Source organism: Propionivibrio sp. (assembly GCF_017995515.1).
In the GTDB taxonomy this organism is placed as follows: domain Bacteria; phylum Pseudomonadota; class Gammaproteobacteria; order Burkholderiales; family Rhodocyclaceae; genus Propionivibrio.
This window is the reverse complement of the sequence record NZ_JAGOIT010000001.1, coordinates 1-14,979: the sequence shown is the minus strand read 5'-3', so window position 1 is coordinate 14,979 and position 14,979 is coordinate 1. Positions and strand designations below refer to the sequence as shown.

17 protein-coding genes are annotated in these 14,979 nt (G+C 65.8%); 6 read left to right on the top strand and 11 right to left on the bottom strand.

All coding sequences use genetic code 11. From position 1 onward, the window contains the following. Positions 1-150 precede the first annotated feature (150 nt). From KBA32_RS00085 to KBA32_RS00050, 8 genes are read right to left on the bottom strand one after another with little or no spacing between them, the layout of a single operon-like run. Positions 151-1,617: a proton-conducting transporter membrane subunit gene (locus KBA32_RS00085; RefSeq protein ID WP_294353398.1), complete on the bottom strand. Its 1,467-nt coding sequence runs from the start codon at positions 1,615-1,617 to the stop codon at positions 151-153. Further along, complete coding sequence (locus tag KBA32_RS00080) at positions 1,614-3,119, bottom strand: monovalent cation/H+ antiporter subunit D family protein (RefSeq protein WP_294353394.1); 1,506 nt, start codon at positions 3,117-3,119, stop codon at positions 1,614-1,616. Before KBA32_RS00080 ends, KBA32_RS00085 begins: the two co-directional genes overlap by 4 nt. Then, positions 3,116-3,547, bottom strand: coding sequence for a cation:proton antiporter subunit C (locus KBA32_RS00075; RefSeq protein WP_294353392.1), 432 nt, complete (start codon positions 3,545-3,547; stop codon positions 3,116-3,118). The genes KBA32_RS00080 and KBA32_RS00075 overlap by 4 nt, the downstream gene beginning before the upstream one ends. Next, positions 3,544-3,975, bottom strand: coding sequence for a Na(+)/H(+) antiporter subunit B (locus tag KBA32_RS00070; protein ID WP_294353389.1), 432 nt, complete (start codon positions 3,973-3,975; stop codon positions 3,544-3,546). Before KBA32_RS00070 ends, KBA32_RS00075 begins: the two co-directional genes overlap by 4 nt. Beyond that, entirely contained in the window at positions 3,972-4,499 is a 528-nt protein-coding gene (locus tag KBA32_RS00065) for a DUF4040 domain-containing protein (protein ID WP_294353387.1), read from the bottom strand. Before KBA32_RS00065 ends, KBA32_RS00070 begins: the two co-directional genes overlap by 4 nt. 23 nt (positions 4,500-4,522) lie before the next feature. Next, a complete protein-coding gene (gene mnhG / locus KBA32_RS00060; RefSeq protein ID WP_294353384.1) occupies positions 4,523-4,873 on the bottom strand; it encodes a monovalent cation/H(+) antiporter subunit G in 351 nt (116 codons plus the stop codon). Then, positions 4,870-5,151: a monovalent cation/H+ antiporter complex subunit F gene (locus tag KBA32_RS00055; RefSeq protein WP_294353381.1), complete on the bottom strand. Its 282-nt coding sequence runs from the start codon at positions 5,149-5,151 to the stop codon at positions 4,870-4,872. The genes mnhG and KBA32_RS00055 overlap by 4 nt, the downstream gene beginning before the upstream one ends. Continuing rightward, positions 5,148-5,615: a Na+/H+ antiporter subunit E gene (locus KBA32_RS00050; RefSeq protein ID WP_294353379.1), complete on the bottom strand. Its 468-nt coding sequence runs from the start codon at positions 5,613-5,615 to the stop codon at positions 5,148-5,150. The genes KBA32_RS00055 and KBA32_RS00050 overlap by 4 nt, the downstream gene beginning before the upstream one ends. 795 nt (positions 5,616-6,410) lie before the next feature. On the opposite strand from KBA32_RS00050, the gene KBA32_RS00045 reads away from it, so the two are divergent. From KBA32_RS00045 to KBA32_RS00030, 4 genes are all read left to right on the top strand, one after another. Continuing rightward, a complete protein-coding gene (locus tag KBA32_RS00045; protein ID WP_294353376.1) occupies positions 6,411-8,015 on the top strand; it encodes an ATP-binding protein in 1,605 nt (534 codons plus the stop codon). Next, complete coding sequence (locus KBA32_RS00040) at positions 7,981-8,334, top strand: response regulator (protein WP_294353373.1); 354 nt, start codon at positions 7,981-7,983, stop codon at positions 8,332-8,334. Before KBA32_RS00045 ends, KBA32_RS00040 begins: the two co-directional genes overlap by 35 nt. A 5-nt stretch (positions 8,335-8,339) precedes the next feature. After that, the gene (locus KBA32_RS00035; protein ID WP_294353369.1) at positions 8,340-9,257 is read left to right on the top strand and encodes a calcium/sodium antiporter; all 918 of its coding nucleotides are present in this window, start codon (positions 8,340-8,342) and stop codon (positions 9,255-9,257) included. A gap of 112 nt (positions 9,258-9,369) precedes the next feature. Then, the gene (locus KBA32_RS00030; protein ID WP_294353367.1) at positions 9,370-9,693 is read left to right on the top strand and encodes an iron-sulfur cluster assembly accessory protein; all 324 of its coding nucleotides are present in this window, start codon (positions 9,370-9,372) and stop codon (positions 9,691-9,693) included. A gap of 14 nt (positions 9,694-9,707) precedes the next feature. On the opposite strand, the gene KBA32_RS00025 is transcribed toward KBA32_RS00030, so the two are convergent. Next, entirely contained in the window at positions 9,708-9,980 is a 273-nt protein-coding gene (locus tag KBA32_RS00025) for a rhodanese-like domain-containing protein (RefSeq protein WP_294353364.1), read from the bottom strand. 159 nt (positions 9,981-10,139) lie between these two features. Here KBA32_RS00025 and KBA32_RS00020 point away from each other — a divergent pair, with 159 nt between their 5' ends. Next, entirely contained in the window at positions 10,140-11,072 is a 933-nt protein-coding gene (locus KBA32_RS00020) for an AEC family transporter (RefSeq protein WP_294353361.1), read from the top strand. A gap of 241 nt (positions 11,073-11,313) precedes the next feature. On the opposite strand, the gene KBA32_RS00015 is transcribed toward KBA32_RS00020, so the two are convergent. Beyond that, the gene (locus tag KBA32_RS00015; RefSeq protein ID WP_294353359.1) at positions 11,314-13,806 is read right to left on the bottom strand and encodes an FAD-dependent oxidoreductase; all 2,493 of its coding nucleotides are present in this window, start codon (positions 13,804-13,806) and stop codon (positions 11,314-11,316) included. A 317-nt stretch (positions 13,807-14,123) separates the two neighbouring features. Continuing rightward, on the bottom strand, positions 14,124-14,411 hold the full coding sequence (locus KBA32_RS00010) for a reverse transcriptase domain-containing protein (RefSeq protein ID WP_367113727.1): 288 nt from the start codon (positions 14,409-14,411) through the stop codon (positions 14,124-14,126). A gap of 41 nt (positions 14,412-14,452) precedes the next feature. Here KBA32_RS00010 and KBA32_RS00005 point away from each other — a divergent pair, with 41 nt between their 5' ends. Then, positions 14,453-14,884 (top strand): hypothetical protein, encoded by a 432-nt coding sequence (locus tag KBA32_RS00005; protein WP_294353356.1) that lies wholly within the window; start codon positions 14,453-14,455, stop codon positions 14,882-14,884. Positions 14,885-14,979: the final 95 nt, after the last annotated feature.

Genomic DNA, 14,979 nt, shown 5'->3' with positions numbered 1-14,979 from the left:
CCTATCGAGAATCAGAAGTGTGATCGACGAGCGCCCTACCGTTCGTGGTGAGCCTGTCGAACCATGAACGGGTGCGCCGGGCGAGCAGCCAGCCCTTCGACAGGCTCAGGTCGAACGGGCAAGGGGCGGTGTTGGTCATCCTCATGGCGATCAATAGTGGTTAGCGACCAGCCGCCCGGCCATTTGCACCAGCGGCGTGGAGTAGAAGAAGAGCGCCACGGTCAACGCGGCCGTCGTCATCAGCGCCAGCACCATCGGCCACGGTGCTTCGCCGTGTAGGTGGAGTTCGTCGCCGGCATCGGCCTTGCGGAAGAAGGCGGCATGCACGATGGGCAGGAAGTACGCGGCGTTGAGCAGCGTGCTGGCGAAGAGCGCAGCGAGCACGTAGGCATGGTGCCCGTCGACGGCGCTGCCGAGGATGAACCACTTGCTGACGAAACCGGCAGCCGGGGGGATGCCGATCAGCGAGAGCGCGGCGATGGTGAACGCGCTCATCGTCCACGGCATGCGGCGGCCGATGCCGTTGAGCTGGCTGACGTCGGTCTTGTGTGCGGCCGTGTAGATCGCGCCGGCAGCGAAGAAGAGCGTGATCTTGCCGAAGGCGTGCACCACGAGATGCACTGCCGCACCGATGATCGACAGTGGCGTCAGCAGCGCCGTCGCCAGGATGACGTAGGAGAGCTGGCTGACCGTCGAATAGGCGAGCCGGCGCTTGAGGTTGTCGGCATTGAGCGCGACGACCGAGGCGGCGACGATGGTGAAGCCGGCGATCCCGAGCAGCCAGTCGGTCGTCCCGGCGAGCAGGTCGAGGCCGAAGACGTAGACCACTACTTTGACGACGCTGAAGACGCCGGCCTTGACCACGGCGACAGCGTGCAGCAGCGCCGAAACCGGCGTCGGCGCGACCATCGCCGCTGGCAGCCAGCGATGGAAGGGCATCAGCGCCGCCTTGCCGATGCCGAACATGAACAGCACGAGCAGTACGGTAACGGTCGTCGGCGACAGATCGGCCGGCAGGATGCCGCCGGGGCGGAACTCGGTCGTGCCGGATACGAAGGCGGTGTAGATCACGGCCGGCAGCAGGAAGAGCACCGACGTCCCCATCAGGATGCCGAGGTAGATGCGGCCGGCCTGCTTCGCCTTCTCGCTGCCGGCGTGCGTGACGAGCGGATAGGTGACCAGCGTCAGCACCTCGTAGAAGAGGAAGAGCGTCAGCAGGTTGGCGGCGAAGGCGATGGCCAGCGCGGCGGCGATCGACAGCGCGAAGCAGAGGTAGAAGCGCGTCTGGTGCTGCTCGCGGTTGCCGCGCATGTAGCCGATCGAGTAGACCGAATTGACGATCCACAGACTCGACGCGACGAGCGCGAAGAGCATCCCGAGCGGTTCGACGCGGAAGGCGACCGGCATGCCCGGCAGCGGTTCGAGCAGCATCAGCGCCGGGCGCAGACCGTCCGTCACCGGGCCGACCAGTTGGCAGACGCTGACGAAGAGCAGAACGGCCGTGGTCAGCGTGACGCCCTCGCGCAGATCGGGATGCCGGTGAGCGAGGACGATGCCGATCGCGCCGATCAGCGGCAGCAGCAGGCTCGCAAGAAGGGGAAAGCTGTCCAGGTTCATCGCGAGGTGCGCAGCAGTTGCTCGGCGGCGTCGAGCGCCGAACCGACGGTGAAGGAGGTGTCGAAACCGAGCCAGAGCGTCGCCGCGATCAGCAACGCGGCCGGCAGCAGCAGGCGCAATTGCGCTTCGCCCACGGCCTTGTGATGAGCCAGCGGTTCGCGGAAATACGCGACTTCGACAAAGCGCCAGACGTAGGCGACGGCGAGCAGCGAGCTGGCGAGGATGGCGCCGACCAGCCACCACTGGCCTTTCTCCATCGCCGCGAGGACGAGATACCACTTGCTGATGAAGCCGGCGGTGCCGGGCACGCCGATCAGGCTGAGGCCGCCGAGCACGATGCCGAAGCAGGTGACCGGCATCTGCCGCCCGAGGCCGGCCAGCCGGTCGAGCGTCGGCGCTGGCGTGACGCCGGGGCGCGTCGTCATGCCGGCGACGATGCCGCCAATCAGGAGAAAGATCGCGCCCTTGGCGATGCCGTGATTGAAGATGTGGGTGATCGACGCGGTGAGGCCGTGCAGCGAGTCGAACGAAAGCCCGAGCGTGATGTAGCCGATCTGCCCGACGCTGGAGTAGGCGAACAGGCGCTTCAGGTTGTTCTGGAAGATGGCGACCGTGTTGGCGACGAACATCGCAAAGAGCGACAGCACCAGCATGATCTCCGGCAAGGGCAGCTTGCTGAAGACGAAAGTCTCGCCGAACACCGTGAAGTAGAAGCGGATCAGCGCGTAGAGCGATACCTTGGTCGCCGTGGCGGCGAGGAAGGCGGTGACCGCTGACGGCGCGTAGGTATAGGCGTTCGGCAGCCACTGGTGCAGCGGGAAGAGCGCCGCCTTGAGCGAGATGCCGACGGTGAGGAAGGCCAGCGCGGCGAGGATGGGACGCGAGCTTTCGACTTCCGCGATCTTGGTGGCGATGTCGGCCAGGTTGAGCGTGCCGGTCATCAGGTAGAGGAAGCCGATGCCGATGACGATGAAGGTCGCGCCGATGCTGCCCATGATCAGATACTGATACGACGAAGTCAGCGCGCGCCGGTCGCGCCCGAGCGCGATCAGCACGTAAGTCGAGAGCGACGAGATTTCGAGAAAGACGAAGAGATTGAACGCGTCGCCGGTGATCGTGATGCCGAGCAGCCCGGTGAAGCAGAGGCCGAGCATCGCGTAGAAGAGGTAGTGCGACTCGGCCGGGATCTCGCGCTCGATGCTGGCGCGCGCGTAGGGCAGGACGACGGCGGCCATGCCCGAGATCAACACCAGCATGAAGCTGCTCAGGCGGTCGACGCGGTACTCGATGCCCCAGGGCGGTTCCCAATGCCCGATCTGGTACGAGACGGTTCCACTCGCGTCGACCTGCCACCAGAGCGCAATGGCGATGGCGAACGCCGTCCACGCGGCGGCGGTGACCAGCGCGAAGGCGACGCCGCCGCGACGCAAGAGCACCGAGAGCGGCGCCGAGATGAGCGGCAGCACGACCTGCAGCGCCGGCAGATGCTGGGCGAGGCTCATGCGTGACTCTCCGCGTTGCGCTGCTCCCGGCCGCTGACGTCGCCGTGCCGGCTGGCGGACTGCTGGGTCAGTTCGTTGGCGATCACCGCGTTGTCGCGCTCCAGGATTTCGTCTTCCTCGATGCTGCCGTAGGCCTCGCGGATGCGCACGGCAAGCGCCAGGCCGAGCGCCAGCGTGGCGACGCCGACGACGATGGCGGTCAGGATCAGCACGTGCGGCAGCGGGTTCGAGTAGACCGTGTAGCTCGGCGAGAGGATCGGCGCCGTGCCGCCGATCAGCTTGCCCGGCGCGATGTAGAGGATGTAGACGGACGTCGGGAAGATCGACAGGCCGATCAGCTTCTTGATCAGATTACTGCGCGCAATGACGATGAACAGTCCGGCGACCATCAGGAAGACGGCGACGAAGTAGGTGAAGTGGCCGATCATCGGTGCTCCTCCGGCGTGCCGCGCGAGGCGAAGACGTAGAAGATCTTGAGCATGACGCCCGACACCGTCGTCGCGACGCCGACCTCGACCCAGAAGATGCCGCGATGCTGACCATGAACGGGATCGTGGTCGAGGACGAAATAGTCGAGATAGTTACCGCCGAAGAACAGCCCGGCGAGCCCGACGCCGGCGTAGATCAGCACGCCGCTGGCGAGCGCCGTCTCGACCAGCCGGGCGGGAACGATGCGGCGGATCGTGTCGATGCCGTGGATCAGGCCGTAGAAGATGATGCCGGCGGCGATGATGACGCCGGCCTGGAAGCCGCCGCCCGGCCCGAAGTCGCCGTGGAACTGCACGTAGAGCGCGAAGAGCAGGATGAACGGAATCATCAGCCGACCGACGACGCGCAGGATCAGATCGTTCTTCATGCGCCGTCCTCTCCTTGCGTCTTGCCGGTGCTGTCGTCACTGTTTTCCTTCTTGCGCCGGCGCAAGAGCGCGATGATGCCGGCGCCGGCGGTGAACACGACGGTCGTCTCGCCCAGCGTGTCGTAGCCGCGGAAGCTGGCGAGGACGGCGGTGACGACGTTCGGCACGTCGGTCTCGTTCTGCATGTAACGTGGTACGACGTTGCGGTGGATCGGTGCGGCCGGGTCGCCGAAGTCGGGCAGGCCGAACACGCCGTACATCAGCAGCGCGCCGGTCGAGAGAGAAACAGCGAGCGGCAGCCACGGTTTATGTACCGGCTTGACCTCTTCGCTCTTGCACAGGTGCAGCGCGCCGAGCAGCAGCACGGTCGAGATGCCGGCGCCGACCGAGGCCTCGGTCATCGAGACGTCCACCGCGTCGAGCGCGACGAGCACGGTCGCCATCAGGAAGCTGTAGCTGCCGGAGAGGACGATGACGGCAAAGAGGTTGCGCGTGACGACCATCCCGACGACGGCGATCGCCATCAGCACCAGCAGGACGTCGACGATCAGGGTTTCGATGATGTCACCTCGTCGCTGGCTTGATCGGCAAGCGAATCGGCTAACTGCGGTTTGATGCCGGCGATCAGCGCGGCCTTGGCCAGCGCGTGGCTGGCCGTCGGGCTGGCGAAGTAGATGAGGATGCCGATGATCGCCAGCTTGACGGAGACGAGCGTCAGGCCGGCCTTCAGGATGAGGCCGAGCAGCAGCAGTCCGGCGCCCAGCGTCTCGGTGACGCTTGCCGCATGCACGCGCGTGAAGAAGTCCGGCATGCGCACCAGACCGATGCCGCCGACCAGGCAGAAGAAGGCGCCGGCGGCGAGGCAGAGCGCGCTCACGAGGTCGAGGACGGCGCTCATCGCTGGTCGTCCATTCGTGCGGCGGCGTCGGGATTCGTCTGCAGGAAGAAGCGCAGCACGGCGATGACGCCGATCACGTTGAGCAGGCCGTAGGTCAGCGCCAGATCGAGGAACTCCGGGCGGTCGTCGAGAAAGCCGAGAAGCGCGAGGAGCATCATGGCGCAGGTGCCGATCGTGTTGGCCGCCTGCAGGCGGTCGAAGACGGATGGCCCGAGCAGCGCGCGCACCAGCGCCAGCGTGACGGTGACGATGAGCACGAGGATGGCGGCGACGATCATGGCTGCGGCTCCAGCGCCGCGCAGCGCTTGTCCATCGCGCTGCCGGCGAGTCCGGCAGCGGCTTCGCGCGTCAGCGCATGCACGAGGAAGCGGCCGTGCTCGGCTTCGACGGTGATCGTCCCCGGCGTCAACGTGATCGAGTTGGCGTGGATGACGAGCCCGATGTCGGTCGTCTGCGCCGGCGTGAATTCGACGAGCGTCGGCGTGATCGGCAGGCGCGGGTCGAGGATGCGCTTGGTCACGTCCCACGCCGAGAAGAGAATCTCCTTGATCAGCCACGGGTGGTAGGTGGCGAAGGCGAGCCAGCGCAGATGAATCGGCTGACCGTCTTCGCTGATACGGTTCATGTGCCGCGCCATCAGGAGCACGGCCAGCGCGCAGCCGAAGCCGGCCGCGACCAGGAACGGAGCAAACATTCCCGAAAGCATCAGCCAGAAGGCGAACAGCAGGATTAGAGTCGTCAATGCACGGAGCATGCGGAGAATGTTAAGACGATGCGGTTGAGGTGGAAATTGGGGGTTGGCGCTACGGGGATCTGCTAGAGCGAGCGCTGGGTTCCGCGCCTGACGCGCGGCATTACTTTCTTTTGTCTTGCCAAAAGAAAGTAAGCAAAGAAAAGTCGCGCCCACAGCGTCGCCCGGCTACGCCGGGGTCTCTGCGCTGCTCAGCCGCAACGGGGGGCTGCGGAACTCGGGGCTGCGCCCCTCAGACAGTCCTCGCCCTTTTTCCCGTTGCGTCTTGCGCTGCTCGACGACGCAAAGGGCAAGATGAAAACCAGCCGGACATCAACCGCCAACCGCTTCGATTCCGTTCGGTGTGCTTTTCCTCCCCCTCGTGGAGCGCCGAGCAACGGAGTGCGGCCGGGAGCAGTCGGCGAGGACTGTCTGAGGGCGAAGCCCGAGTTCCGCAGCCACCCGGCCGCACGAGTAGCGCAGGGCAGCCGGCGAAGCCGGCCGCGCAACGCGGGGGGCGCCTTTTCTTTGGCTTCTTTCTTTTGGCGACCCAAAAGAAAGAATGCCCGCGCGTCAGGCGCGGAAAACAGTCTGTCCCTCCTCCATCACACCTATCGAAGCCAATCCCCAAGTCATGCCCGGTCCAATCCGCAACCAGCCGATTGCCTCCCGGCCTGCCATGACGCAGCCTGCCGTTTGGTGGAAAATAAGGGCAACCCGTACGCGTAGTCGCGGATTACGGTGGCTCTCGCAGACGTGCGATAGTTCGCCGGCTCGCCTCGAAGAAGAACGAAACCAGCCCTGACGATGCAATCGATCCGACAACCCAAGTGGCGTGACCTGGCGATTTTGCTCGTCGGCTACGTCGCGCTCGACTGGGCGAGCTTCTTCCATTCCCTGCATGCGCTCAACATCACGCCGTGGAATCCGGCGCCGGCGCTGGGCCTGATCTACCTCCTGCGCTTTGGACGCGCCGCCGTTCTGCCGCTGGCGCTGGCGATCTTCCTCGCCGACGCCAGCGTGCACCATCTGCCGGTGTCCTTGCTCGTATCGATCGGCCTCTCCTTGCTGCTGGCAGCCGGTTACTGGCTGATCGCCGCCATCCTGCGTCTTCGTCTCGCCAGCGGCGCCATCTTCAGCGATCAGCGCGGCTTGCTCGAATGGGCAGTGATCGTCGTTCTCGGCACGCTCTTCAACAGCGCGCTCTACGTTGCCACGTTGCGCTTCGGCAACCTCATTCCCGGCAGCTCGGTGGCGGATGCCTTCGTCCGCTACTGGGTCGGCGATTTCGTCGGTGTGCTGGTAACCATGCCGCTGCTCTGGTTCCTGCTCGACGGCCGCGGCGCGGTGCGGGTCGCCGCGATTGCGCGCTCGTGGGAGTCGCTCGGCTATCTCGCCGCGTCGGTGCTCGCGCTCTGGATCTCCTTTGGCGTCGACGTCGCGGCGGAATTCAAATACTTCTATCTGCTCTTCCCCCCGGTGATGTGGGCGGCTTCCCGGCGCGGGCTGGCCGGCGCCGTGTTCAGCGTCGCCATCATCCAGGTCGGCATCATCGCCGCCGTGCAGGTCCTCGGCTACCCGGCGGTCAATGTGCTGGAAATCCAGATCCTTGCCGCAGCTCTGGCGCTCTTCGGCTTCTTCAGCGGTGTCGTCGTCGACGAGAAGCAGCGCGTCAGCGCCGAGCTGCGGCAGACGCTGCGCCTCGCCGCAGCCGGCGAGATGGCCGGTGCGCTGGCGCACGAACTCAACCAGCCGCTGACGGCGCTCTCGGCCTACGGCTCGGCGTGCAAGACGCTCGTCGAACTGGGGCAGACCGGCGCGCAGCTGTCCGAGGTGATCGACCGCCTGGTCGCCGAGACCTTCCGCGCCGGCGACGTGCTGCGCCGGTTGCGCGACTTCTTTCGCACCGGGGCAACGCGGCTCGAGCAGGTGCGCATTGCGGAACTGATCGCTTCGGTCGCGGGGTCGATGGGCGACAGGGCCACGCAGCGCGGCGTCGAGCTGACGCTCGGCGACGTGCCGGATTACACGCTGCTCGCGGACCGCATGCAGATCGAAGTCGTGTTGCGCAATCTCCTGAGCAACGCCTTCGATGCGCTCGCCGAGCAAGCTGCGGGCAAGCGGCGTATCTGGCTGACGGTCCGTCAGGAAGGTGCCGGTCGGCTCGGTGTGTGTATCGAGAATTCCGGCCCCGGCATTTCGAGCGCCAACGCGGAACGCCTGTTCGAGGCATTCCATACGTCGAAGGAGAGCGGCCTGGGCCTCGGCCTGGTGATCAGCCGGGCCATCGTCGAAGCGCATGGCGGCCACCTGTGGGCCGAGGCCGCCGATCACGGATTCTTCAGACTGATACTTCCGATGGAAGGAAAACTCGAACATGCAAACCAGGGGATACACGGTCTACATCGTTGAGGACGACCAATCGGTGCGCGATGCGCTCGGGTTGCTGCTCGGCCTGCGCGGCTACGCGGTGTCGATGTTCGCCGATGCCGAGAGTTTTCTCTCGGCGTATCGGCCGGAATGGCGCGGCTGCCTGCTCGCCGATATCCGCATGCCGGGCATGGACGGCATCGCGCTGCAGAAGTGCCTGCTGCAGGATGGACGCTCCCTGCCGGTGATCGTGATGACCGGTCACGGCACCGTCGAAGTGCACAAGGCGCGCATGCTGAGCAAGCTCGAGGTCGACGGCGTGCCCGACCTGGTTCGCCTCAGCCTGCTCGGCGCCACCTGATCGGCATGGGCGATTTCGCGCTCCTTCTCGCCGGCGTCGTCTGCGCCGGCATCGGCGGCGAGCTGTTCGTGCGCGGCGTCGTCGGCATCGCGCACTGGGCGCGCATCTCGCCGGGCATCATCGGGGCGACGGTCGCCGCGTTCGCCACGTCGAGCCCGGAGCTTTCGGTCTCGGTCAGCTCGGCGCTCGCCGCGCGACCCGAGATTGCGCTCGGCGATGCGCTCGGCAGCAACGTCGTCAACGTGGCCCTGATCCTGGGGCTGGCGCTCGTCATCTCGGCGATCCGCACGCCCCCCGGAAGCATCCGCCGCGACATGCCGGTCGCGCTCTTGGCGCCGGTGCTCACCGGACTCCTGTTTCTCGACGGCGAGCTTTCGCACCTGGATGGCGCCGTGCTGATGGTCGTGTTCGTCGCCTGGCTGGCGGCGACGCTGGCCGAAGTATGCAAGCAGCGGCGGAACGCGACCGAAGAAATCGGCGAACTGCGGCACGGACGGGCGCTCTTCTCCTGTATCGGTGGCATGGCCGCGCTGGTGGCGGCCGGCACATTGATCGTCACCGGCGCACGGGGCGTCGCCGCGGCTTTCGGCATCGACGAGTTCATCGTCGGCGCAACGCTGGTCGCCATTGGCACCTCGACACCGGAGCTGGCGACGACGATCGTTGCCAAGCTGCGCGGTCACGACGAAGTCGGTCTCGGCACCATCCTCGGCAGCAACATCTTCAACAATCTCTTCATCGTCGCCATCGCCGCGATGATCCACCCGATATCGGTCGGCTGGCGCGAAGTCGCCGTTGCACTGGGCTTTGGCATCGTCGCGCTCGCCTTCTGCTATCCGCCGCGCGACGCGATCATCGGCCGCGGACGCGGCTGGATGCTGCTGGCGGTATATACCGCCTACACCGCTGCGCTGTTCCAGTAACGATCTGTCGGCGCGGTATCGACTCGCCGGCGACGAAGCGCCGGGCTTCGCGTAGAATATGGCATACGCTAATTAATGGCGTATTGCAGCATTCAACCTCCGGAGTCATCCCATGGCCTTGAGTTTTACCGAAGGCGCCGCCGAAGCGGTGCGTCGCATGATCGATGAGCGCGGCGGCGGTCTGGGCATACGCCTGATCGTCGAGCCGTCCGAATGTTCCGGTCTCGCCTACCGCTTGCAGTTCGTCGATGAGCTGGCCGAAGACGACTGCGTGCACGAGAGCTTCGGCACCAGGCTCGTCGTCGACCGCAAGTCGCTCGTCTGGCTCGACGGCACCGAGATCGACTTCGTGCAGGAAGGCGACGCCAACGGCTTCGACATCCGCAATCCGAACGTCAAGCGGCAATGCGGCTGCGGCGATAGCTTCTACGTTTGAGCCGCGACAGGTGGCTACGCCCGCTCGAAGTTGAGCAGCAGCGTCGCCATCGCGCCGCCGTTGATCGCCCGCGTGAAGCCGCGCTGGGCGAGCACCTGGCAGGCAAACGCCGAACGCGCGCCGCTCTGGCAGTAGAGCAGGATCGAACTGGTCTTCTCCAGCCCTGCGATCGAATCAATCGCCTGCTCGATGCGGTCGTACGGGATGTTGACGGCGCCTTTCAGGTGGCCGTTGGCATACTCCAGCGGGGAGCGGACGTCGATGATGCAAGCGGGCTGGGTGGACATGGCGCTGTGTTCCGTTATCAAGAAAGAGGCGAAGCGGCATTTGCAAACATTAGATGACGCTAATATTAGAAAGTTCAGACACGCGGCGACGCCACTCTTTCGCGAGCGCCGACGCCCTGCGCATAATGCGCCTTCACCCCCAGGAATCTGCCCGCTGCCATGAACGCCGTAATCTACGACTTCCTCCCGATCTTTTTCCTCATCGCGCTCGGCGCCATCCTCGGCAAAAGCGGCTTCTTCACCAGCGAGATGGTCGGCGGCCTGAAGAAGATCGTCGCCTCGATCGCGCTGCCCGCGTTGCTCTTCGGCGCCTTCGCGCGCATCCACGTCGACGCGGGCCTCGGACTGCTGGCGCTCGTCATCTATCTCGCGTGCGCCGTGATGGGCGGCATCGGCACGGTGGTCGGCCGGGTCGCGCGCTTGCCGAGTCCGGCGACGACCTTCCTCTTCCAGGGCTTCGAAGCCGGGATGCTCGGTTACGGCCTGTTCATCGCGCTGTTCGGCGCCGATTCGCTGCGCCACTTCGCCACCGCCGACCTCGGCCAGGTCGTCTTCGTCTTCACCGCGCTGCTCGCCCAGCTCAAACGGGCGGAAGCCGGCGCGCCGGTCAGTCCGCTCGGCCTCTTGCGCAACATGCTGCTCTCGCCGGTGATCATCGCCATCGTCGCCGGTCTGCTCGCGTCCATCGTCTTCCCCGATGCGCAGGGCGCGCCGTGGGCCGAACACGGTGCGCTCGCTCCATTGCTCTCGACGCTCGGCGCGCTGACGACGCCGCTCGTCTGTCTCGTCGTCGGCTTCGGCCTCAAGGATTTCCATCCGGGCGGCGCCGGGCGCGCGCTCGTTTTCGTGCTCGTCCGCCTGGCAGTCGCCCTGGCGCTCGGCTCGCTCGTCGCCTTCGGTGTCGTCAGCGCGCTCGGCTTCCCGCCCATCCAGGCGATCGCCGTGCTCTTCCTCTTCATCCTGCCGCCGCCCTTCATCATTCCCGTCTTTCGCACCGCACAGGACGACGCGCGCTTCATCGGCAGCGTCCTCTCGCTGCACACGATCGCTTCGATCGTCGCGGCCGTGGTCATCGCTGCCTTGGCCGGGTAGGAGCGCACCCCAAGGGTACTTCCTGCGGGGCGCAGATTTTCTGCGCGATGGGCGGTAGATGTGCTGGGGGCGTAATCGCCCAGCAAAGCCGGGCTCCTTCAGAGTATTGCCACGACATCAGGTGTGGAACGTCCACAGAACCCGTATACAAGGCTGTGGATAAGCGCTGGATAGTCGCTGCAGGTCATTGAGCGGACAGAAAAATCGCGCGCTGCCCAATAAACGGGCAACGCGCGCCGTTCTATATGAACAACGTCACCGCCGACTGGTGCGCCTCGTCAAGGAAGGCGGCGACGCCGCCGAGTTCGACGCCGTCGATCAGCTCTTCGTGGCGGATGCCCATCACGTCCATCGACATCTGGCAGGCGATCAGCTGCGCACCGCCTTCCTGCAGGTTCTTCAGGAGCTGCGCCGCTTCCTCGACGCGCTTGTCGCGCATCACCTTGCGGATCAGCCAGGCGCCCATGCCGGCGAAGTTCATCTTCGAGATCGAGTTCAGTCGGCCGACGCCGGCCGGCATCATCCTGCCGAACATGGCGTCCATGAACGGCTTCTTGAGCGCCGGCGCATCCGGGCGGCGCAGCACGTTGAGCCCCCAGAAGGTGAAAAAGAGCGCGACCGGCTTGCCGAGCGCCAGCGCGCCATTGGCGATGATCAGGCTGGCCATCACCTTGTCGAGGTCGGCGGAGAAGACGACGAGCGTCGTCTGCTCGCGCGCGGGCGTGGCGCAGACCGGCGCGCTTGCCTCGGCGACCGCTTCTGCCGCCTTGCGCAGCAGCGCCGTCACGCAGCCTTTCTCCGTCTTCACGTCGAGCAGCGCGTGCCCGGTCTTGTGCGCCCACGAACGGATGTCGCGCCCGAAGGCGGCGTCGGTCGAGACGACTTCGAGTTCGTCGCCGACGGCCAGAGCGGCCATCGCCTTGTAGGTCTTGAGGATCGGGCCGGGGCATTGCAGGCCGCTGGCGTCGAGCCGGTGGCGCTGGCCGCTGACCGAGACGGCGAGCGCGCATGCTGCCGGTTTGCTCGGCACGCTGGTCGGCGCGCGCCGCTTGATGTCCTCGTAGTCGAAGATGTCCGGATTCGACTGTTTCTCGACCGCCCACGCCCAGGTCTTGTAGCCGCCGGAGAGGTTGTGGATGTCGGTGAAGCCGGACTGTTGCAGGATCTTCCACGCCAGGTAACCGCGCAGGCCGACCTGGCAGAAGATCACCACCGGCTTGTCGCGCGCGACCTCGTCGAACCGCTCGCGCAGCGTGTTCACGTCGATGTGGCGCGCGCCGGGGATGCTGCCGAGCTCGAACTCCTCGGCTGTGCGCACGTCGATCAGCTGGATGCTGCCCGCCTCGCGCCCTTGCAGTTCGTCCCAACTGATCACCTTGTGCTCGCCGCGCAAGACGTTGCCGGCGACGTAGCCGGCGATGTTGACCGGGTCCTTCGCCGAGCTGAACGGCGGCGCGTAGGCGAGTTCGAGGTCGGCCAGATCGTCGACCGTCATGCCGGCGTGGATCGCCGTGGCGATCACGTCGATGCGCTTGTCGGCGCCGTCGGCACCCACCGCCTGCGCGCCGAGGATCTTGCCGTCGGGCGCGTAGATCAGCTTCAGGCTGATCGGCATCGCACCCGGATAGTACGAAGCGTGCGAGCCGCCGTGCGTGATCGTGCGCTGGTAAGGCACGCCGGCCGCGCGCAGCTGCTTTTCGTTGAGACCGGTCGCCGCCGCTTCGAGGTCGAAGGCCTTGAGGATCGCCGTGCCGAGCGTGCCCTTGTACGCCGCGTGCCGGCCCTTGAGCATGTTGTCCGCCGCGATGCGCCCCTGCCGGTTGGCCGGGCCGGCGAGCGGAATCAGCGCCGCCTTGCCGGAGATCGTCTGCGTGACTTCGGTCGCGTCGCCGACGGCAAAGATCGCCGGATCGGTCGTCTGCAGGTATTCATTGACCCGGATGCCGCCGGTCGCGCCGATCTCGAGGCCAGCCGCACGCGCCAGCGTCGTCTCCGGCCGCACGCCGATCGCCAGGATGACGATGTCGGCCTGCAGGCGCTTGCCGTTGTGCAGATAGACGACGGTGTGGTCGGTCTTGTCCTCGAAGCGCTCGACCTTGGCCGAGAGGTACAGTTCGATGTGCTTCTCGCGCATGTGCGCATGCACGATGGCCGCCATCTCCGGATCGAAGGGCGCGAGGATCTGGTCAGCGCCTTCGACGAGCGTGACGAACAGCCCGCGCTCGTGCAGGTTCTCGGCGACCTCGATGCCGATGAAACCGCCGCCGATCACCACCGCGCGGCGCGGCTGCGCCTCGTCGAGGTGCTGCATGATGCGGTCGAGATCCGGGATGTTGCGCAATCCGAAGACGCGCGCCGACTCGATGCCCGGCAGGCGGGGGCGCACCGGCTCGGCACCGGGCGAGAGCAGCACGCGGTCGTAGCGCTCGTCGTACTCCTCGCTGGTCTCGAGATTGCGCAGGCGCACCGTCCGGTTCGCACGGTCGATGGCGATCGCCTCGGTGCGCACACGCACGTCGACGCGATAGCGCTCGTGGAACGCCGCCGCACTGGTCACCAGCAGCTGCTCGCGCTCGGCGATCGCGCCCGAGATGTGATACGGCAGACCGCAGTTGGCAAAGCTGATGTAGGGGCCGCGTTCGACGAGGACGATCTCTGCGGCTTCGCTATTGCGGCGCAAGCGCGCGGCAGCGGTCGCGCCGCCGGCCACGCCGCCGATGATGATGGCTTTCATGGGATGGACTCGGTAAGGGAAAATCGTGGAAACCGCCGCGCTTAAGCTACGGCGAATCATAGTTTTTTAATATTAGACTATTCTAATCTAATGAGCGGGCCGGCGCCAGACGGGACGCGATGCAGTCGAGTTACTGCTCGTCCAGATGAAGTAGAAGGTCGCCGGCATCCAGCGTCGGAAAGCAACCGCCGACTGATAGGGCAGGAAAGGGCGCTCGCCTTCCCCTCCCTCCGAACCGTGCGTGCGGTTCTCCCGCACACGGCTCTCCAGTGAGTGGTTTCCTCATCGAGATTGGCTCGCCAGCCGTCGGGCTTCGACTAGGGTGAAAAGCCCTTCGGTAGCGAAGAATGCATCGGGCCAGCGACAGTGGTCGGCATAACTCCGCCCAGAAACTTCCTCTCCCTCGGTCGTGCGACCGCGCTCTTGGCTTCATTGACCTTGAGCTTGAGCCGCTCGGTCAGGATCTGGCTGATACCGGCCAGGACCCGCTCGCCTGCCGCCTGGCTTCGGATGTAGATGGTGCAGTCATCCGCGTAGCGACAAAACGCGTGGCCACGGCGCTCCATTTCCCGATCCAGTTCCGTCAGCAGGATGTTCGACAGCAGCGGACTGAGCGGGCCGGCGTGCGTTGTCGGCGATGTGGTTGATGCAGACGGTGATTTCCTCGATCGTCGCGGCGGGCGTCGTCAGCGTCTCGGCCTGCCGTTCCGATTCGGCGGCGACCGAGCGCGTTACCGTGTTCAGCGAGTCGATGCCGGCGTTCAGCGACGTCGCGTTCTCGCGCACCTCGGCGAACATGGCGCGCAGGCCGAACAGGCCCCTGAGCAGGCGGGCGATGGCCGCGTTGGCCTTGCACGGCGGCCTCGATTTCGTAGCTGACGCGGCTCACGATCTCGCTGCGCATTTGCCAGTACGCCATGCCGGACAACGCGGCGATGACCGTCAGCAGCGGGATGGCGACGAAGGCCAGCAGACGTTGTTTGAGGGACACAGGATCTCCGAGGGAACGGATCGGGTGTTTCCTGATGCGAACAGCGCAGTGGCGGGGGGTAGCCGACGGCGCTCGATACGGCATTAACAGCGCGAAATCGCCGCATTTAAGGGCGTATACTCGGCTTCCTTTTCGTAAACGCCACCAGGAACATGCCGTCATCGTCCGCTATCGTCGCGCCA